Source organism: Parapedobacter sp. (assembly GCF_035556095.1).
In the GTDB taxonomy this organism is placed as follows: Bacteria; Bacteroidota; Bacteroidia; order Sphingobacteriales; family Sphingobacteriaceae; genus Parapedobacter.
The window spans coordinates 83600-105241 of the sequence record NZ_DATMFT010000026.1; the positions used below are offsets into that span (position 1 = coordinate 83600).

Sequence of the window (21642 nt, forward strand, 5' to 3'; positions counted from 1 at the left end):
GCAGATTGGCAGCAACCGGAACGAAATAATGCTCCATATGATAACGAATTTTTTCAAAACCGCGTGGCGAAATGCCTTTCGGTCGAAACTGTTTACCACACTCAACATCCTTGGGCTGAGCTTGGGTTTCGCAGGGTTTATACTAGCCTACCTGTACATCAACCGCGAAACAAGCTATGACCAGTGGAATCCCCATTACGACGACATTTACCTCATCGGGTTATCTTATCAAGGAAACCACACGGATTTAACGTCTCCAGCATTAGCGATGGCCATCAAGGAGAAATTGCCCGAAGTCGATGCTGTGGGCCAGGTCGCCTACTTCCCGTGGGAGGTACCTTTTATCAGCGATGATGGCCAGACCTATGTCAAAGACTGGAAGATAGCCGACCTATCCATTGTCCGGATGTTTGGCATTGAAGCGTATAACATACCGCTAAACGACACCAGCTCTCAAATAAATCTGTTGGCTCCCGGGATCTTCAGGAAGGTCTTCCCGAAAGCTGACGAAGGCGCCTTTGAGCCCCAGCAAGTTGTACTCGATCCCTGGGGAATGACCGCGTATGATATTCACGGAGCAACGAAGTCCCGCGGGTTGTCCAACCTGACGTATGAAGCAATATTTTTAATGCCGGCAAGCCACAACAGTTCACTGGGTCAAGAAAACAAATCACAATACCAAACGTATATCCAGGTAAAACCGGGCGCGGATATTACCCAACTAAACCATAAAATTGACGAAATTTATCAGCATGAGGTTGCCAAACTCCATGAAAACAACACGATGGCTTTCGCCAAAGGCCAAACCTATCTCGACCCGCTAAAAAACCTCCATTTAAGACCACGGCACGGTTCGAATACCGGATACCTCACGGTTTGGGCATTGGGGATACTCTCCGGCGTCATCCTCCTACTGGCCGGCATTAACTTTGCCAACTTGATGATTGCACAGGCAAACAAACGTGCCAAGGAAATCGGCATAAAAAAGGTGTTTGGTGTAAGCCGTAGCCAGCTTGCCCTCCAGTTCCTGGGCGAGGTATTATTCCAGTGCCTCCTCGCTTCCGCTATAGCTTGGGGGTTGGTAGTCGGCTGCCAGCGCGCGCTACAGCAGTGGTTGGGTTATGATCTGGCAGTCTCTTCCTGGTCAGGGCAGGTTGCATGGCAATTGTTACTGGCCGCATTCGTTACCGCATTGGTGTCCGGCATCTATCCCGCCACTATCCTATCGGGTTATCACCCGGTCAACATCCTAAAGGGCAGCTTCCAGACCAGCTACCGAACGGCTTGGTTCCGTTACGCCCTGTTGACCTTCCAGTTTGTCATTGCCATTGTGTTCATCACCGGCATGTTCATCCTCCATCGGCAGCTGGATTATATGCGCCAAGGGGATAAAGGTTTCGAGCCCGAACAGGTGGTGTATATCAAGAATCTCGCGCTGTTAAACAAACCATCCGATTTCAAAGTCTACCGCGACCGGATGGCGAGCTATCCGGGTATCGCATCGATGACCGTAGCTAGCCACGTGCCCGGTGGGACTATGCCGGCAGCACGTGAGTTTCAATTCCGAGACGTAGTAAGAAAGAGCGACCACATCGGGGTGGATTTCGACTATTTTGAGACCATGGGCATAGACGTGCTGGAAGGACGATCGTTTACGGAATCATTTGCAGCCGACTCGATAAGCGGGGCGGTCATCAATGAAGCCGCCGCCCAGGCATTTGGTATGCAAAGCCCCGTTGGGCAGACCATTCGGGGTTGTGATATCGATTTCGAAGTGGTGGGCGTTGTCAAAAACAGCAAAATGCAGGGATTTGAACAATTGGCACGGCCCACGGTCTACTCCATCAACAATGCATGCGGTCAGTTTAAAACGGAAATACTTGTCAAATTAAAACCGGGTGCAAGTGGTCAAACCTTGGCAGCACTCGCTAAAGATTGGGATTCAATAAGTAAAGATTGGGAATCGGCGGTCGTATCCTCCCAAGGAAAGAACTTTCGTTATGAGTTCCTCGACCAGAAATACGCTGCGCTCCACGCCCAGCAGGAGCAACTAGAGTCGGCCTTCAGTGCATTTACCATCCTTTCTGTCGCCATCGCGGTCATGGGGCTATTCAGCATGTCGGCTTACAGTATCAGTCTCCGGCAGAAGGAAATCAGTATCCGCAAAGTATTGGGCGCATCCATTGGTCAATTGTTCATGCAGCTCAATGGCACCTTTTTCCGGATATTCCTTTTGGCCAACCTCATCGCACTCCCGTTGGCCTATGTACTTATGAACCGCTGGTTGGCAACCTTTGCCTATCGCATCGCAATGCAGTGGTGGATGTTTGCCGTGGCCGGCTTGGCTGCGGTAGTCATTGCGCTACTTACCATCAGTTGGCAAGCCATATACGCGGCAGTGGCCAATCCGGTAGATAGTTTGCGGGATGAATAGTGGTAAAAAGACAAAACAAAACAGGCTTTATAAGGTTATTCAGTAAATTAATAACCTCAAAATGAGCACAGAAAATCTGCAGTACCACGAAGCAATTGAAAAACTACGTGACCTTGTTAACAAAATTGATATCGGTATGCTATGTACATTTAACCCAAACAGCACCTATCCGCATGCCGTGCCGATGAGTAGGCAGGAGGTCGACGAAGAGGGGGCAATCTGGTTTCTATTTTCGTCAGCGAGCGATACGTACAAAAACCTCCAAGAGCGCAAAAATGTAAGCCTGCTATATGCTGACGTGGGCAACTACAACTTCCTGACCATTGATGGTACGGCTGAAATATCACAAGACAAAGCCCGCATTGAAAAGTATTGGAATAAGATGGTCGAGGCTTGGTTCGAGCAAGGAAAAGATGACCCAGCTATCCGTGTATTGAAAGTAAAACCGGCTGACGCACATTACTGGGACAACAAATCAAACAAGCTGGTCACTTTTCTAAAAGTGGCGGCAAGCGCCGTTTCCGGTAAGCAAATGGATATCGGCCGAGAGGGTGATCTCGACTTATAACGTCGAACTGCCGTTCAGCAGTTCTTTTGCACGACTGATAGCTAATTCAATGCTTCCATGGATATTATGTCGGCCCACCAACCTATAGATTCCAGCATTCAGCAGCTCCTTACGGACATCCCTATTAGCACCGGAAAGAAGTACCAAAACACCTTTTGACTGCATATCCCTACAGATTGCAGCGAGGCTGCTGATTCCTGATGCATCAATAAAAGGAACGTGCCGCATACGCAGGATCAACACACTGGGCCGCGGGGTAGTATTACTCACTACATCTTGGAATTTGCGCGAAGCGCCAAAAAACAGGGGACCATTTATTTCGTACATCATTACCCCGGCGGGAATATCAGAAAGTTCTTCTTCAAACAGCGACTCAGCCCCAACCATGCGCTTACCATCATTTTCATTAACCAAGTTGTTAGCGAGGCGAATAGCCGTAGCCTCACTCATGCGCTTCATGAAAATAAAGCTGGATAGGATCATACCGACCTCGATAGCAATGATCAAGTCAAAGAACACCGTTAGAAAAAACGTGGTCAACATTACCAGCACATCCATACGGTTGCTGCGCATCAGTCCGAAAAATTGCTTCCACTCGCCCATATGCCAGGCCACCACAACCAATATCCCCGCCAGGCAAGCCAGTGGTATCAATTTTGCAACCGGTGCAAACAACACCATAATCAGCAGCAGCATCACCGCATGAACCATGCCCGCCACCGGTGTACGCCCGCCGTTTTTGATGTTTGTCGCCGTCCGCGCTATCGCCCCGGTAGCTGGTATACCACCAAAAAGTCCGGAAAACACGTTGGCCGTTCCCTGTGCTACCAGCTCCATGTTTGAGCGATGCCTCCCCCCTATCATGCCATCGGCAACTACCGCCGATAGCAACGATTCAATCGCCCCGAGCAACGCAATGGCTATGGCGGGTTGTATTAAGGTTTTTAGCGTGGCAAAGCTAATGTCGGGCACTGCAGGAGCAGGGATTGTGCGCGGGATTTCACCATAGCGGCTCTCAATGGTCTCCAGCGGGATACCAAGAAAATAAACGAGGACGGTAGAAAGAATGATCGCCACGATAGAGCCGGGCACCTTCTTGCTAATCCGGGGAAAAAGCAGCGCAATCAATACTGTTGCGAAACCAACTGCAGCGGTCGGCCAATTTATTTCTGCAAGGTGGCGGGCATACACCTGCCACTGGTTCAAGAAATCAGCCGGCAACGAGTCGATACGGAGCCCCAGCAAATCCTTAATCTGCGACGAAAAAATAATCACGGCAATGCCACTGGTAAAGCCGACGATCAGCGGGTAAGGGACAAACTTGAGGTAATTGCCCAATCTTCCCAGCCCCATTCCAATCAACAATATCCCCGCCATGATGGTCGCTATAATCAGCCCGCCTACGCCGTGTTGCTGCACCACGCCGTAAACGATTACGATAAAAGCACCCGTAGGGCCACCGATTTGCACGCGGCTCCCTCCCAGCACGGAAATAATAAATCCGGCCACCACAGCGGTCACCAGTCCCTTATCGGGCGACACGCCCGAGGCGATGGCAAAGGCAATTGCCAAAGGCAACGCAACAATTCCAACAATCACGCCGGCAACCGCATCTTTTACTAATTGCTGCCGGGTAATCCCCGATTTCAACAGGGAGAAAAACTTGGGGGTAAACTGCGACGATTGCATTTTAAACACATCTTCAGACACGCGCAAATGTAACCTTCTTTTTCCGCTTTCCCCACTTCATTGTTACACCAAATGGAGAATCCCGTAACCGGTAAAGAGGCCCGTATGCGCGGCCCCAACCAGTCTGTCGGATAGTTTGCGGGATGAGCAGCGGTTTACATAAAAAAACCCGTCTCATTTAAAACAAGACGGGTCCGCCCCAATGGGATTAGGGGCTATCAACCTAAACCTGCTGTAAAGATAGAAAAAGTCAACCGATTGCCAAAACAAATTTTGCGAAGCTTTCTGTAAGGTTGGCCTATAAAGATATCCATACCGCCATCGCCGATGACGGTAATCGAGACCTTAATACATCGGGGGCGTAGGGTATCTATCACCTTTAACGGTTTTTTATTTTGATGGATTCGATGATCGTCTCATATACATGGTGGGGAAAACTGTTAGGTTGTCCATACCAAAAAAAAGAATCATATCCCTCATAAGTACCCGCCCTGATATGCTTACTGGTAGGCAGGTAACTTGATACATCATTGCAATAGCCTGCTACGCTCACCAACTGATCAGGCCAAAGTGACTTGATGCCCAAGCTATATTCCGTGGTGGTTTCTCTGGATAGGCCTACCAACTTCCAATTGCCTATATTGAAAGTCTGTATAAATACGGGCATTGTCTGAGGCATTTCGTTATTCTTCATGTATTGCAGCATCAAATCGGCCCAGCGAACGTTTTTTTCCGCACCAACATTCCCATCCTGCCCTTCGTTAGCCATCCGGAAATCCCTGATTTCGGCTTCGGACCGTGGGCGGCTGTCAAATCTCACCGTGTCTAAGTAAAATTCGATGGCACCGTTTATCGGCTGCAGGGCGTCGCGGTCAAGCACTGCGCCTACCTCTTTCGCCACTTTTTGCGCCGTCACATGATGGTCTACGTCAACCGGGTTAATGTCGCCGCCACAGCCTTGGAGAAACATCGCCGACCGGACCTCTGAATGGTGAATCAACAGTTCACGAGCAACACAGGGATAATTGGGACTGAGTGTAACATCCTCTTTCCCGGAGTTATCAGAAACCGGATGGCATCCCGTTAGAAATATCACATCGTCTTTAGCTAAATCATTGTATTTGATGCGGACTACGTCAAGCGCATTGTCGTACGGCGGGTCTGTCCCCGGCAAGCTTCGGTTATGGCCAATATTCACCGTTGTTCCCCCCATAAAAAGAGAGGCCGCTTGCCTAGACTCGTCGGCCTGACGCATGGCATCCATAATCCCGGTGCTTACCACCCCATGCAGGTATGCGCTATCCGGCTTTTGGCAATGGGGTCCCCAAGTAGTCCACCGCTGGGTAACGGGTGCAAAATGCGTATGCGAAGCATTGATCATCACCGCCTCCGGGGGTATTCCAAACTGCCGTTGTATTTTCTGTTTTACGGAAGTCGCGAAGTCGTCATTAAACCCACAAACATCCATCGCTATAATGGCCACCTGCGTTCTTCCTTGTTGAATGATTAATGCCCCTACGGTGAGCTGGCCTACGCTGTTGTGCGCTGCCTCGTATAATATACCCGCACTATCAACCGCCCAAAAGCCCGTTCCTGAGGCCATTACCAACCGGATATCCTGATTATACGTAATGCCGTTATGTTTGGCGACGCGTATCCATTCGCCGGTTGCCTCATACCGCAGAATTTCTTGCTTGTCCGTAAGCACATAGAGATTATGCTGGTCTGCCATGATGTCTATTGCACCCTCGCATACCGTCCACGCACTCCACTCCAGCGGGCCACGGCGAACCTTGGCTGTCCACAGTTTTCCCTTTTCATCCAATAATACCAAGCGACTATCCCAGTAGCTCAAGGCGCGGGGTATCTGTACAATTTGGCCTTTGCCCTTCCACTTTGTACGGCCGCGGGTGGAAATAGATGCTTCCAACAGTTCATTACGTGTATTCAACGCAAAGAGTTTCTTTCGGCCGGCGGCAAGCCGTTGAATCTGATCGGCATGGTCAACGGCGATCATTTCCATTTCCACTGCCTTATCTGCCAAATCAGCATACCAGACACGTCCTTCACGGACGACGAACAACTTACCGTCAGCCATCGCTGCATCGGTTGTTTCCCCTAAGTCCGAATATGCTCTCCATTCAAGGGAAAACCGCCCGTCGCGCGGCAAACCATATCCCGCCAATGCCAATGAAAGGGTCTGTTGCCCCGGCTCAATCGACGCTTGCCCTTGGCCTACCTGGTATCCATGTTGCGCATACGCCACATGAACCATAGCCATCGGTACAATCACACCGTACCCAATAAATGTAGTCCACCATCTTCTCATATTAGCTGCTTTTTGACCAGGATTCCAATGCGGATTTCACACTTCCATGGGTAAGCAATACCGCTTTGGCTGCTGCATAGTCGCTGATCCCAGCCTTTTCCATTACCATTCGCACGGCTCGGTCGGTAATTTTATCATTAATTAACGCAACGTTGACCATGTTGTTATCTTCTACCCTTCCTAACTGAATCATGGTGGTCGTACTAATGATATCGAAAACCATCTTCTGAGCGGTGCCGCACTTCATGCGTGTGCTTCCGGTAACGAATTCCGGCCCCGTTACCACCTCAACGGGAAACACCGACACTGCTGCTATAGGCGAATTTGGGTTACTCACAATGCAACCTGTGGAAATACCGTACTGCCTACACTGCTGAAGGGCAGCCAACACGAAGGGAGTCGTGCCGCTTGCCGAAATGCCTACGACAATATCACCGGGGCCAGCATTCGATTCCTGTAGCTTTGACCAAGCCTCCTCCGTGTCGTCCTCTTTCTCTTCCAACGCATCGGTTAAACGGTCCACTCCCCCGGCCAATACCACATTGAATATACCAGCGGGTAACCCATAGGTGGTGGGAAGCTCGATTACGTCCAATACCGACAGCCGACCACCGCTTCCGGCCCCAACGTAAAACAGACGTCCGCCAGCACGGACTTTTTCAACAATGGCGGCAATCAAACGGCCAAGTTGTGGTAATGCCTTATGCACTTGGACAGCAACAGACTGGTCTTCTTTATTAATCAAGCCGATCAGTTCATCAATCGTTTTATTTTCAAGTTGCCTATATTTAGACGGGCTTTCTGTAACCCTCGTTTCCATACGTCTCCTTTTTTTTAATATCATTTTAATGTTGTTGATACCGTTTGAAATAAGATCAACGCACCTAGCGCTTGCGGTGCGTATTAATACATGATCAAGGAAACCAAGATGCTAGAAACTGTTCGGTAGTACCCTCATAAGATGCTTCAGCGAGAAACTCCTCGCCCATTTGGTTTCCCCAAGAATAGTTGATGATAAGCTTTCCCCGATATTCACAAAAATCAAAATCCGAATTGTTCGTATTGTCGGCTTCAGCTATCCTCTTGCGGCAAGCTACCGTTAGCCCATCGTTGAAAATCTTCTTGTCATCAGCAGACGAACGTAATACAGGGTTCAAAGGGCTTGCTTCCCAATGTACAAAATCCCGTGAGCGGACCACCCTCATTTCAAACCCATCATTCATTTCCAAGAAGAAATTATAATAGTAGCCATCGTGGTAACGCAAACAATGTGGAGCGGTATATCGTTCCATTGCATAGTTATAATCCGGGGGTAATATATTCCAATTTTTCAGGTCTCTCGAAGTAGCAAATCGTGCCGTAAACCCAACGCCGGCCGGCGGCCCCCCGATTTCAAACATCAGCACGTATCGTTCTCCGTCGTGAATCAGCGAGGTGTTGAAAATTTCGTAACCGGGCAATTCAAAAGCAACCCAGTCGTGCCAGGTATTCAGATCGTCCGATGTAAATATGTGAATCTTATCGGCACCCCAATCATCAACGCCGGTTACAATCATGTTATTTTGACGAACGTATGCACTGCCGAGGTGAAACCCTGAAGCGAATGGCGTAGTATGACTTCCGTCAGTGTGCGAAACAAATCTAAAATAGGAATCGCCCGTTCTGTTGTTCCAATACCGCTCCCTCACATATTCGAAGCGATATACCTTCCCATCAAACACTACGGGTGTAGTTTCCACCAAATCACAATCAATCGTGCCTAGCTTTACGATTTCCACCTGCTCCATTCCGTTGGCCTGTTGCCCCACTGCCGGCGTTGCCGTCCACGCCGATGATACCACCATGAATACAAAAAATGTTGTCTTCCACATAATGTTGATTATTTTGCCTTTTTACTGGTTTTTAACTCATGTATCTGTTCTGTTTTGCCTCATACCAACCCATTGTCCGACTGCCTGTTTTTCTCAAACCAATCAATCACCCACCAACAAAACCACTCTTGTCTGGGCAAATGAAACGGACCTTTAAACAAATTCCCTTTGGCGGTCTGCGCAGGGGTACCATCCCGGTGCAAATAGCCAAACCATTCGCCGTTTAATTTATCGTGAAAATGGGCGTATGCATAGTTGTGCACCTGTTCATGTATTTTGGCATATTTCTCTTCTCCCGTAAGCAAATAGGCAAGCAAGGCGGCAATTATCAACTCGTTATGCGGCCACCAAAACTTCATGTCGTGATAATATTCTTGCACAGGTTTATGGAAAACGTCTCTGAAGTAGAAGACGCCACCATACTCCTTATCCCATGCGCGGTCCCACGTATAATCCAGTATGCGGGTACCGAGATCAATCAACCGCTTATCATTGCCAAGGTACCGCGCCTGGTTCAGTATGAACCAAGCAGCTTCAATGGCATGGCCGGGCAAAAAGGTACGGCCATCGATGTGATCAATGATACTCCCGTCAGGTGCTACCTGTTCCATTACGCAACGAAGGTCGTCCTTAACGAAATCCTGTTCAATCTCATCAATCCATTTCATAATATACGTGTCGCATCGCGGGTCGCCTATGGTATCCCGTAGCTGCTGCGCCGTATTAATGAGTATCATGGGCACGCCAATCCCCTTTGCCTGTCTCACAGTGGTAAATTTCGGCTCCAACAAACCGGGCTGTTCAGCATATGCGATACATTTCCCGAAAAGGTCGCGCGCTTTCTCCCCTATCTGGGCATCTCCACTAGCCTTTGCATACGCCGCGTACCCAATCACCGCAAACGTTTCCGAAAAAAAATACCGCCGTTTTCTGATGGGACTTCCATCGCGGGCAAGGTGGAAAAACATGCGTCCATCTGTGTCAAAGCCATATTTTTCCAAGAATTCGACCCCCATTTTCGCTCCCTGCAGCCATTCTTCGTTCTTTCCAACAGTGTTGTACAACGTAGACAGTAGCCAGATGAACCTACCCTGTATCCACACAGCCTTATCATCGTCTATCAATGTCCCGTCTCGATCTCTCATGAGCAGATAGCCGCCATATTCGCGATCGAGCGACCGCGGAAACCAGTAAGGCAACGTATCCTCAAGCAGTTGTTTTTTATAAAAATCCTTATACTTCTTAAGCTCCATCGTCAGCGTTTCTTTGTTTACAACCTGTCAGCCCCATTTCAGTTATTCATCATCTTTTCAATAAGCGGCTCGGCTTGCTTCGATACTCCGGAGGCCCCGGTAAGCTCCCAAAAACTTTCGCCGGTCTCCAACTGGACCTGCGTGGTCACTATCCAGCTTTGAATCCACCCCGTAAGCGTGCACCAGGTTCCCCAACCGATATCCGAATTGGAAGCCCAGTAATCCCATCTGTTGTAATCGAATCCACGGAACCACGCTCCGTCCAGATCCGGATGCGTTTGGCTTGTCGCCTGTACGCGTGTCATAAAATCAGAAAGCTTGTTGACCGCTGCGGTATATTTTTCGTCTTGTGTGGCCGCCGCGGCTTCTGCCAGACTGAATAAGGCGAAATTGCATGTATACAAGAGACAGGAAGCAGGTTCGCCATTCTTAAAAATCAGCGAGCCCTCGTCCGATCCGTAATCGGAGTTACTATTCAGCGCTTTGAACCGACGACCTTTGTCACCGCCGATTTCCTCCCTTATCGCGCCGCTTTCGTCTTGGTACTTGATAATTTCACTGACCAACAGGTCCAACCATTGGCGGTTTTCTTCCGTATTCTCAACCCGTACCAACCACGCCAAAGGCAGAATCATCCGGGCCCGTTGCATTTGCATACTGCTTCCCCACAGCCAGTCATTGGGGTATGCCTCCATGGTAATGCGGATAGCCTCCTTCGTCTTTTCAAGTAACGGTTTGTAACCGGTCTTATCATAAAGCCAGAGATAGCATGCCCACATCCACGATTCGAAATGCGGCGATACGTGTACCACATCCCTGTTCCCATAAGCCTGCCACCCTGCCTCCAGTACCTCCGCTTCCGCCAGCCGCTCTCCTTGGAAACCCTTTTTACCTGTCAGCCTGAAATTTGCCAGGATTCCCTCGATGATTTCGTCATCCCATTCCGCATTATTTAGATAAGCAGAAGCACCGATAGCCCCCAACAGTGTCCTCGCGTTGTCGTCGGCGTAGAAAACGTATGGGTGCGTGGTTGCCCAGCCTATCATACCGTATGATGCACTATTTGGATTATCTTTTTCATCGGCTCTCAAATTCGAGGTTTCGAATAGAAAGTCGAGCAGGTTGGCCGATCTCGCCATAAGGTCTTCGTCTCCGAGCAACCGCCCCGCGGCAGCCAGCGCCATGCTGGCCTCGCCCTGCACATCCGCCCGCATCCAATACCGGTATTGCTGGGTGCCGTCGTAATTTATCGTCGATGTATGGCCTTCCAAGATACCCATGCTTCCGTCACCCTGCGTATATTCGCTAGTTACCGGCGGGCCAACGGGCATCGTTCCGTCGCCCTGGTAATTCAACCAAGTATCTCTCCAAGAGCTATCGAGAAAGAAGTTGCCCTTCTCATACCAAGCTGCCCCTTTCTCAATGCTTGTAAGGCGCGCACTGGCTGGCAGGGGCGTATCTTTCTGGTATGCTGGTTTTACATCTTGTGGCCAATCGCCGATTTGGATATCCTTTCCACCAACTAGTTCGGAAAGGATATGTTTCCACACCACCTCGATAGACGATATGGGTCCGTATCTACCTTTCTGGAAATTGGTCAAGCCCGTGGTGCTGATTAATACGCCATCTTTCTCAAATAGAGCGGGATGCACTTCGGTGTCCGTAAGGCCAAACTCGGCTTTATCAAAGCCGACCACTTTTGCCAGTACGATTAGTGGATCATCAACCGCCACAGGCAGCACATGGCTGTGGTGTAGCCCTAACAGCGACATCGGTGGCAAGGAGCTACCAAATCGGTCCGATGTAATCACGCCACGCTCCAAGCGGGTTTCGAGCACCGTTTCACCGATTTCCAAACCTTCGTAAGCGCTGGGGTATTCGACGTATACACGGAGCGCTTTATCCTCGATTTTTTTTAACAGATCGCCGGTGATTTGCATCAGCGGGTCCCGTTCGGGGTAGCCCTTTGCAATCAAAAACACCGGTTTCCCTTCCCCCGCGGCATTTACAGCATCCAACGGATCATCAAAATGACGGACCTGAAATCCCTCGTTTACCAAAAGTTTATACAGATCATTTTCCGTATGGCCATAAAAAAATACCTCTTGGGATCGGATCCCGCTGCACGCGGCCAATAACAACCAGCACACAGCCCATTTTAACTTTATCATAATATTCTATTTTTCTGATTACTTACTTTCAAACGCCTGTTACTACATCCACTTCTTTTTCATGCAATCGATTCAACATAGCTACAGCTGCCCCAAAGATTCGTGCTTCGGCATCGGCTTCCAGGTATGACCATTTTCCGGGCCCAACTTCATAGCCACCTTCCGCAAAAGCACTTCCAGTAGGGATATAACCCACCGAACATTCGGAGTAACCGATCACAACAGTATGCTCAAATGGCGAGTGCTGTTCTATCCGCAGGGCGGTCTCAACGAATGGCTCGCCCGGGAGAAAAACCAATGCCATCTCCCCTATCCTTAGCATATTGATGACCACTGTGACGTCAGCATCAGCCAGATCAAGCCCCGGTCTTTTACTGAAGCTCAAGGATTCACTCAGCTGATACAGCCCTGTAATGGCCCCACCCCAAACATTACTTCCCGCCGTTACCTTCTGCATGATTGCTTGCGCATGTTTCACGGCATATGCTTCACCGCAGGATACGGTTGGCGGATTCACATTTCCCGCCGCACCATTCAAAAACATCGGGAACCCATTTGCTGGATTTGACTCCCACATCGCACACAACTCGCCGGGGAAATCAGGTGATACGTGCGGCGAAAGCATTTCGTGTACCGGATGGCAAACCGCATGGATGATGGACGCTACCGCATGTCGTCCGTCCGATAAAAACCGCAGTACCCGAATGCGCCGATCGATGGGCCCCTTCTCAAACAAATCGGGCGCAACCGGTTGCATACTATCAGACATGGTCACCCCATCCGGCGAGACGATGCGCCGCTGCAACGAAAAGCCATCCAGTGTTGATGTGGTTAACTCGATCGTTGATACCTCCTCCAACGACAAGATTGACGCAGATATCGTTTTGCCTATCGTTCCTTCCAGATCGGCCAACCATCGCTTATAGGGCTCTGATGCATACAGGTCGGACAATGCGAGTGATTCGGGGGCAGAATGGGTATGGGTGCATGTAATGATTACCCGCTGGGCTGGCACCGCTCCGCATGACGCAGCCTTAAACCGTTCCCACCCATATACTGCATCGCCATTGAGGCCCAGCAAATCTAACGACACCAATACGACCAGGTCAGTCCCTGCTTCCAAGGCGATAACCCTGACTTTCAGCGGTGCCCGCACCGATTCAAACGGCGCATACGTACCGTTTACTGATGATGTTAAAAAGCCCACTTCCAAGGGGGGGGTAATGTCTGACACACCTATGCCGACGCGAAATACGGTTTGACTCATCTATTAATTTTTCTTAAATTGTTGTCTCTATCAGTGAGCGCATTGAGGTATATGGCTGCGCCCTTATGGAAAATAAAAAACATCACAGCCGCGCCCAGGAGTTCATAGGCACCCCGGCTATAGTTGGCAAACCACAAATCAGTGATGCCGATAACCAGTAAACATATGGCCACAAATCCCACAATGGCCAATGCAATACCTCTCATAATGGGTTTCACGTTCGTCCGCCGGTTTCCCGCCGGTCCATGTTGCGCATACTTGCCCCAAAGACCAAGTGGCTTGACCCTGTCGTGGAAACGCTGCAACAACTGATCAGGGTCGGGCTTCGTAAACAGCGCTACCAGTACCCACAGCAAGGTGGTGGCTCCCATCACCAGTAGCGTTTGCCACCACCAAGGCAATAGCAGTTGTTCCCCCAGTGGGATGTGGAAATAAATCAGTATTTTTGGCACCAAAACAACCAAACAGAAAAATAGTGCACCGCCGAAGGAGGCAGCTATGCGCGCCTTCCCATTAAACCGCCACCACCACCACTGCGCCCAGTTGGCAGGTAGTTCCGCTGCACTTAGCTGCAGCATGAAGATCGCCACGTCTACAATGAAATGTACATGGAACACCACGGCCAGGGAAACGCCGAGGATTAGCCCCATTGCCAATTTCCCCATTCGTAAGTAATGTTTCTCGGATTGGTTCCTCACAAACCATCTCCGGTAAATATCACTTACCAATACCTGCCCACCGAAATTCAAGTTGTCTGCAACAGTAGACATCGTGGCCGCCAACATTGCCGCCACCAAAATCCCGATGGCCCCCGCCGGTAGCATCTCTTTCATCAGCATGCCATAGACCTCTTCCCGGTCGAAACCCGGCTCTCTCAATTCCGGCCAGATTACAGCTGCCGATATACTGGGCAACGTAACCAGCAAAAGCAGTATAAACATGGTAACGGCCGTCACCACGTACATGGTAAGCGCTTCTTTGGGGCTACGGGTCGATAAGATACGCTGGCCTTCCATCGCTCCGCCCATCGGCGCAGCATCCCCTCCATAGCCAATGCTTTGGCCAACCATCCAGGCCAATGCCGCCATCAAGGGAAACACCTCATGGTTCGGCGGTGGTGTAAGCCGCGTGATTTCGGGATTGGTAGCGCCAAATGTGTCTTGGATGGCCGCGACCATCTGCGTTGCTCCACCGAAATGTTGGAGGGTAAAAAACGCCAGGGTCATCGCCCCGATCATGAAAATGGTCATCTGGATGAGGTTCGAAATCACTACGCCCTTATAGCCCGAAAAGAAGACAAACACAAAGGACACCGGAACGATCAACGCCAGTGTTTCCATTTTACTGAATCCGAACGCGGGCTCCATAATCTTGCATGCCGCAAGCAAAGTGATCCCCGTCCATGCCGGCATAGCGATCAGCGACGTGCGGGTGGCAATCCATAAGCGCATGGCGTTGGCCGTGCGCGGCTTAAACCGCAGGTCGTAAAATTCCAACGACGTAAATAGGTTAAGCCTTCGCCAGAAGAATGCAAACAACACGCCGGCCAGGAACAAGGCCAACCCAAATCTACTCAGGTACCACCACGAGATGAACGCCCCGGTTACCGCCGCCAATCCACCGTATCCCGTAGCCGCATCAGGGCTAACCAGCGCAGCGCTGTACGAAACACCGTTAAGCCACCCCGGCACTTTACGCCCACCCAAAAAGAAGTTTTCCATACTTCCGGCGGCGAACTTCCTATGCCACAGCGATAGCCCGATCATCAGGGCGAAATACGCGATGATTATCCAAATATCGAGTTGACTCCAAGCCATACGTTTACACCTTAATCCCAGCCCGGATTTTGAATCAAATTAACGTTTTTCTCCGTCTCGATGAAAGGTATCGGCCAAAGGTTATGTTTTTGTTCAAATAGCCGCGATTCAACCACCGTACGCCGGTAAAAACCATCACTATCCATCGTGTATCCGGGCGTACTGATATCGATGCCATGGATAGGCCCATCATTGACCTCTTCAGCAATTTTCCATCGGATGCAGTCGAAATACCGATGCGTCTCAAAAGCCAGTTCTATCCGGCGTTCGCGCCGGATGCGTTCGCGCATCTGGTCTTTGGTCAGCCCCCCTGGCAACGCTGGTATACCCGCGCGCTCCCGGATGAAATTCACGTAGGTATACACATCGCTTACCGGTCCGGAGGCCTCGTTCAATGCCTCCGCATAATTGAGGTACTGCTCGCCAAGCCTCAAAAATATCCACGTTCTTGCCGGCCCGCTCCGTGTTGCCATATCATAATCCGGGTGTGTTAATTTCTTCATTAGGTAGCCGGTCCTCGTAAAGGCCCCTTGCCCGGGCTGACGGCCATTAGGCCCACCAAACCAAAACTTCAGTCCCTCGGTTATCATCTTATACTTTGCCCCGGTAAACGTGACGCTGGCATAGAACCTGGGTTCCCGGTCTACATACATGGTGCGCGTTCCAGCAACGTACATTGCCGTTTCTTCCGTATCATTTCCAGTTTCGCTGTATCCCGAAGCCGGATTGATAATCGGGGTCATATCGGCCTGATATCCTGTTATTGGTATTTCCCCATTGGCCATATGATAAGTATCAACCTGTTCCTGCGTTACACCTTGGTGGGGGAAAAAGGCACCTGGAATCCCCCACGGTTCGCTATAGGTATCTAAGTGGATATAAGACGGGTTATTCCGGGTAAAGAACACCTCGTCATTGAAATTCACGTAGAATGTCTCCTGGTAGTTTGCTATGGGATCATTGGATGCCGAACGATGGAGCCGGTGACCGGCAGCCTCGGCGGCATCAATGCACGCCTTGGCAGCTGCTGCCGCCGCTTCCCAACGTGCAGCAGAAAAATCCGGAAACAACTGGACGCCATCACGGTCTTTGAAGTCCGCATAATCCGGATTGCCATTCCAAAACGGGCTCGCCATGTAAAGCAACGCCCTTCCCTTGAGTGCGAGCGCGGCGACTTTCGAAGGCCTTCCCAACTCGTTTTGCTGTACAATTCGCGGTGGCAGTATATCAGCTGCCCGATCGCAGTCGTCAACGATGAACTGTACGCATTGGTCAAGAGGCATCCGCTTGAGCAATTTGAAATCTTCATTTAACCCGATAGTCCGGTCAAAGATCGGGATCGGGCCATAAATCCGAACCAATAGGAAGTGATAAAACGCCCTTAGGAAATACACTTCTCCTTTCCACTGGTTGATCATATTTGCTGGAAAGAACTCGTTGGGCTGCAGCATATGGATATATTCCAGAAAGATATTGCAGTTCCTGATCGCCTGATAATAAGGGCTCCAACCACTGGTCGTATACGTGTTCGAGCTCCAGTTACCCGCATTCATCATATTCGAAAAGAACGGCTCGTGCGTAATTTCCATTTCATCTGCCGCTCCATTGAACGGGTTGACCACGCCGTCGTTATCTACCATCATCGCTTCATTGGGCAGATTCGCGTAGATATTCGCCAAAAACTCCCTTGTAAAGCTAGGGTTGGTAAAAACCTGTTCAGGTGTAAGATCCTCGTCTGGCGTTTTGTCTAGAAAATCCTTTATGCAGGATTGCATGATGAAAAGGACAGTCATCAAGGGTATGGCTATATATTTAAACTTTTTCATAATACCGGAAATAAAGGGTTAAAAAATAACGTTAATGCCGAAATTGACATTCCGGGTGATGGGGTGGCCGCCCGTGCCGTAATTAGACTCGGGATCGATTGCCTTGATGTGGTCCCACGTATACAGGTTCGTTCCCTGAACGAAAAGCCGCAGGTTAGTGATACCAATCTTGGCGGTTAAATGCGAATCAAACGAATACCCCACTTCGGCGTTCTTTATCCGGAGATAGTTCCCGTTTTTCCGCCACAGGCTCGAATTCGTATAATTGTTCTCGCTTGCCGCACGAATGGCCGGGTAGACTGCATCCGCATTGTCTTCTCCCGGTACCCAACGGTTATCATAGTATTCTCGTAGCACGTTATATTTCCCCACGGCCGTAAAGAAGGGCCTCATCGGCCATCCCGACCCGTAAAAGAAGTCCCGGTTTGCGGCCCCCGTGAAAAACAGCGATGCATCAAACCCTTTCCAAGCCAGCGTGGTGCCGAAACCGTACATCACCAGTGGTTCGGGGCCGTACTCGCCGAAGTAGGTGATGTCTTCGAGGTCTATACGCTCGTTTCCATTAAGGTCTACATACTTAATATCCCCTGGCCCGTAGGTCCCGAAAATCGACTGTGACGGACTGTTCGCGATATCTTCCTCATCACGGAAGAAACCCTGGGCGAGGTAGCCGGATGCGGCTCCTATCGCACGGCCTCTCGGGTTGTGATGCTCAAAAATATAGGGAACATCATTCTCAATGACTTTATTCTTGGTAAACGTGAAGTTAGCCAACAGCGAATAGAAGAAACCCGATGAGGTGGTGTTCCTCACTTGAAGGCTACCTTCAAAACCCCAGTTGGAGGTAACGCCAATGTTGCCGTAAGGGATCACACCGGTAGGGTAACCGGAGTACCACGGAACGGATGAGCGCCTTAGCAGTTGGTCTTTCCGCAGTTCATAGAAATAATCCCCTTGAAAACTTACCGCGGCATTAAACAGTTCGATATCGGCGCCAACATTCGTCTTGTACGCCTTTTCCCAGGTCACGTCTTGGTTTCCAATACTTCCTTCACTTTTGCCGCCAATGCTGTTGTTTTGGTTAAGGCCATACACGTAGCCAGCTGCCGATTTGTTGTAGGAAGACAGGAACAAGAACCTGCCGCCACCGATCTGGTCGTTGCCCACCAAACCATACGAGCCTCTAAGTTTAAGCATGTTAACTACGTTTGCATTCCAAAAGTCCTCGTTCGAAACCACCCAACCGGCCCCTATCGAGGGGAAAAGCCCGTATTGCTTTCCTTTGGGGAAATTTTCGGATCCGTTGTAGCCCGCATTTAGTTCGAGGAGATACTTCGCGCCATAGTTGTAGGTAAACCGGCCCACCAACCCCTGCCTCCTTTCGGGAAGGTTGGCAAGCGAGCTTCCCGCGTTGACGTTTATAAATTCCCGCTTGTTGCCAAGAAGAAGTGCCGATACGCTATGCTGGCCAAATGTTTGATCGTAGGTAATGCTTAGATCGCCATATACCGTTTTATAGTTCTCGTTTGCCAAACCATAGCCCAAGGCCGACTCCGAGCTGACCAGCGTATAGATATCCTCACCCGTTTCACTGTCACGTGTGTAGTAATACGTTTCGGGCGACTTCGATCTGAAATTCTGTGTGATATCGACCACATCATAAGCCACCAACCCTTTAACCGCCAGCCCCGGAAGTACGGACGATAGATCCCACCTAAAATTCAAATTACTGACAATGGTGTTATAGAACTGCTTCGTATACCCCATCTGCGTGAGCAGCGTATAGGGATTGATGGCACCATCCACACCGATGGCTCCCGGCGCCGAGCCGTCGGGATTTGTGAGCGGGTACATCAACGGCGTTACCAGTTCCATGATGGCGAAGGCCGATCCCGTACCCACCCCTGGGTAATTGGTACCCGAAACGATACCCGATAACCCCAGGTTCATATCAAAGTTGGAAGCCAGCTTCATGTCGACATTGGACCTGAATTGGTACCGGTTCAACAATGCGTTTGTATTATAATCATTCAGCGAGCTCTCGTTGTAAATACCCTCTTGGAGGGTATAGCCTAGGTTTACATAGTATTTTATGTATTCGGTCCCGCCCGAGACGCCCAGGTTGTTTATACTTTGTTTGGTGGTCTCTTTCAGCACCACATCATACCAATCAACGTTGGGGTAAATATAGGGATCCGAACCGTCTCTAAACTTATTGATTTCCTCAGTAGTATACCGCGGTGCCTCGCCAACATTCGCCAATGCCTCGTTATGGAGCGAAGCATATTCATACGCGTTGATAACGTTGGGCACGCGCAACGGCGTTGCCGTGGCAAACTCCGATCGGAAAGTCACTTTCGGCTTACCGACACTGCCCCGCTTGGTTGTGATTACGATTACACCGTTAGCTCCCCTGTTTCCATACACAGCAGTTGCGGTGGCATCCTTGAGTACTGTAAAATCGGCTATTTCCTCGATATTTATGGTGTTCCAATAGTTTTGAAGTTCCCGTTCTACACCATCCACAATGACCAATGGATTCCGCCCCCCACTGATCGATGCGATCCCGCGTATATATACACTCGCCGCATCATAACCCGGTTCGCCCGACGACTGCCGGGTGATGACCCCTGCAATCTTTCCGCCAATGGTATTACTTAGTGAAGGCGTTGAAAATTTGCGGATCTCTCCAACCGATACGGATGAAACAGCCCCCACCATGGTCGTCTTTTTCTGGGTACCGAAACCCACTACCACGACCTCGTTCAACTTTTGCCCTTCTTCATCAATTTCCAGCCGGACGTTGAACTCCCGTTCTTTGCCGATAACGAGTCTTTTTGTCGTATAGCCTACATAACTGACGATCAAAGAATCCCGCTCGCTATCGGCTTCGATAAGGAACCTGCCGTCTAAGCCTGTCTTCACCTCTCTTTTAGCCGGCAGCACCTGCACGGATGCATCGACCAACAACTCTCCCGATTCATCGGACACGATGCCCCGCACGATAAAAGGCTCCTGCTGATTCTTTGCGGGCGTACCCACATCATGGCCCATTCCGGCAAATGCCAATGTGGCCACGCAACCAAACCAAATCGTCAGCAACAATCGCTTACCGACAATGGGTCGTGCTTCACTGCATTTAAGAAAAACAATCATAATGGTTAAATTATTAGTTAGTTAAAAACTTGGGTTCTTTCCGAATTTTACAGACTTTCCCTACACAATCTATCATCATTTGAATACGTATTCAATTACCTCAAAAAAAAGGGACCTTCGTCGAAAAAAGAATACGTATTCATAATAAACATAAAAAATTAACCTGCATTTCTGTTTCTTACCGTATTTCTAATCACAAGCCGCCCCTTCATAACCAGTTTCTTCGGCTTACCTATCTTCCCGTTGATCTCTTCAAGCAGGATAGCCACCGTATTATCGACCATCCCCTCCAGCGGTTGTTCCCACGTGGTGAGGTTATACGACGTCCAATTGCTCATCCGGATATTATCAAACCCAATGACCGATACATCATGCGGCACGTCAAACCCCAGGTTTCTGATTGCATCCATCACACCCAGCGCGATGATATCGTTCCCACCGAAAATGCAATCAATATCCTTGTTGTTCATCATCAATTCCTGGGCAAGCTGAAACCCGCTATCGTAGGTATAGTCGCCAGCTTCAAGATGCAGCTTGCTCACGCCATTTTCGTCGAGCACTTCCCTAAACCCACGTAGCCGATCTTGGGAAATCGAGGTGTGTGGCGGTCCAGATATATACGCGAAATGGCGATGTCCCGTTTTGAGCAAATAGGTCGCTATTTGCTTTGCCGACAGATAATTGTCGCATAAAACAACACTGTTAGCTGAGTTGTCCGCATACCGGTTGAATATCACTACGGCAATGCCATTTTCGCGGAATCTTTCCTCAGCATCTTGCGTAAGCAAGGCATCGGAGATGATCACTCCCGCTACGTTGTACTCCAAAAGTTTGTGGATTTCACTCTCCTCGATGTGCTCGTTTTCCGAATTGATAAAAATCAAATGGTAACCCAGGGCAGAGAAACGGTTATGGAAGATTTCGAGTACGGCCGAATAAAAAGGGTTACGTATCGTACGCATAACGATGCCAATCAACATACTCCGTCGAGTAATCAGACTCCTAGCATGGGCGTTGGGCCGATAATTCAATTTCCGCGCCGCCTCCATGATCTGGTTCCGCTTTTTTTCCGAAACCTTCGTGTTGCCGGCGAAGACGCGCGAAACCGTCGCTTGCGATACCCCCGCTAGCTCGGCCACATCGTGCGATGTGTAATGCTTTTTTGTTATATTAGATTTACTCATGAATTCGAATACAAAAATATATACCTGAATTGAGAAAAACAAATTTTTTAGAAATTTCCTCTACCTACTCTATTTCC

Annotated in this window: 13 protein-coding genes; 2 read left to right on the forward strand and 11 right to left on the reverse strand. The window is 49.7% G+C overall.

Features of this window, described 5'->3' with window-relative positions; all coding sequences use genetic code 11:
* Positions 1 to 37: 37 nt before the first annotated feature.
* Both VNQ80_RS17170 and VNQ80_RS17175 read left to right on the forward strand, forming a co-directional pair.
* The gene (locus tag VNQ80_RS17170; RefSeq protein WP_325640926.1) at positions 38 to 2434 is read left to right on the forward strand and encodes an ABC transporter permease; all 2397 of its coding nucleotides are present in this window, start codon (positions 38 to 40) and stop codon (positions 2432 to 2434) included.
* Between the two features lie 61 nt (positions 2435 to 2495).
* Positions 2496 to 3002: a pyridoxamine 5'-phosphate oxidase family protein gene (locus VNQ80_RS17175; protein WP_325640928.1), complete on the forward strand. Its 507-nt coding sequence runs from the start codon at positions 2496 to 2498 to the stop codon at positions 3000 to 3002.
* Here the strand turns inward: VNQ80_RS17175 and VNQ80_RS17180 are convergent.
* The 11 genes from VNQ80_RS17180 to VNQ80_RS17230 form a co-directional block, all read right to left on the reverse strand.
* Entirely contained in the window at positions 2997 to 4712 is a 1716-nt protein-coding gene (locus VNQ80_RS17180) for a SulP family inorganic anion transporter (RefSeq protein ID WP_325641106.1), read from the reverse strand. The genes VNQ80_RS17175 and VNQ80_RS17180 overlap by 6 nt on opposite strands.
* A gap of 358 nt (positions 4713 to 5070) precedes the next feature.
* Positions 5071 to 7020 (reverse strand): hypothetical protein, encoded by a 1950-nt coding sequence (locus VNQ80_RS17185; RefSeq protein WP_325640930.1) that lies wholly within the window; start codon positions 7018 to 7020, stop codon positions 5071 to 5073.
* A gap of 1 nt (position 7021) precedes the next feature.
* Entirely contained in the window at positions 7022 to 7840 is an 819-nt protein-coding gene (locus VNQ80_RS17190) for an N-acetylmuramic acid 6-phosphate etherase (RefSeq protein WP_325640932.1), read from the reverse strand.
* A 94-nt stretch (positions 7841 to 7934) separates the two neighbouring features.
* Complete coding sequence (locus tag VNQ80_RS17195) at positions 7935 to 8891, reverse strand: hypothetical protein (RefSeq protein WP_325640934.1); 957 nt, start codon at positions 8889 to 8891, stop codon at positions 7935 to 7937.
* Between the two features lie 59 nt (positions 8892 to 8950).
* Positions 8951 to 10144 carry an AGE family epimerase/isomerase gene (locus VNQ80_RS17200; RefSeq protein WP_325640936.1) on the reverse strand — a complete coding sequence of 398 codons (1194 nt, stop codon included), beginning with the start codon at positions 10142 to 10144 and terminating at the stop codon, positions 8951 to 8953.
* A gap of 38 nt (positions 10145 to 10182) precedes the next feature.
* Complete coding sequence (locus VNQ80_RS17205; RefSeq protein ID WP_325640937.1) at positions 10183 to 12315, reverse strand: hypothetical protein; 2133 nt, start codon at positions 12313 to 12315, stop codon at positions 10183 to 10185.
* Between the two features lie 28 nt (positions 12316 to 12343).
* Positions 12344 to 13582: a hypothetical protein gene (locus tag VNQ80_RS17210; protein ID WP_325640939.1), complete on the reverse strand. Its 1239-nt coding sequence runs from the start codon at positions 13580 to 13582 to the stop codon at positions 12344 to 12346.
* Entirely contained in the window at positions 13579 to 15399 is a 1821-nt protein-coding gene (locus VNQ80_RS17215; protein WP_325640941.1) for a sodium:solute symporter family transporter, read from the reverse strand. The genes VNQ80_RS17210 and VNQ80_RS17215 overlap by 4 nt, the downstream gene beginning before the upstream one ends.
* Before the next feature lie 11 nt (positions 15400 to 15410).
* The gene (locus VNQ80_RS17220; protein ID WP_325640943.1) at positions 15411 to 17225 is read right to left on the reverse strand and encodes a RagB/SusD family nutrient uptake outer membrane protein; all 1815 of its coding nucleotides are present in this window, start codon (positions 17223 to 17225) and stop codon (positions 15411 to 15413) included.
* An 18-nt stretch (positions 17226 to 17243) separates the two neighbouring features.
* A complete protein-coding gene (locus VNQ80_RS17225; RefSeq protein WP_325640945.1) occupies positions 17244 to 20381 on the reverse strand; it encodes a TonB-dependent receptor in 3138 nt (1045 codons plus the stop codon).
* Positions 20382 to 20539: 158 nt separating this feature from the next.
* Positions 20540 to 21565, reverse strand: a complete 1026-nt coding sequence (locus tag VNQ80_RS17230; protein ID WP_325640947.1) for a LacI family DNA-binding transcriptional regulator — start codon at positions 21563 to 21565, stop codon at positions 20540 to 20542.
* Positions 21566 to 21642: the final 77 nt, after the last annotated feature.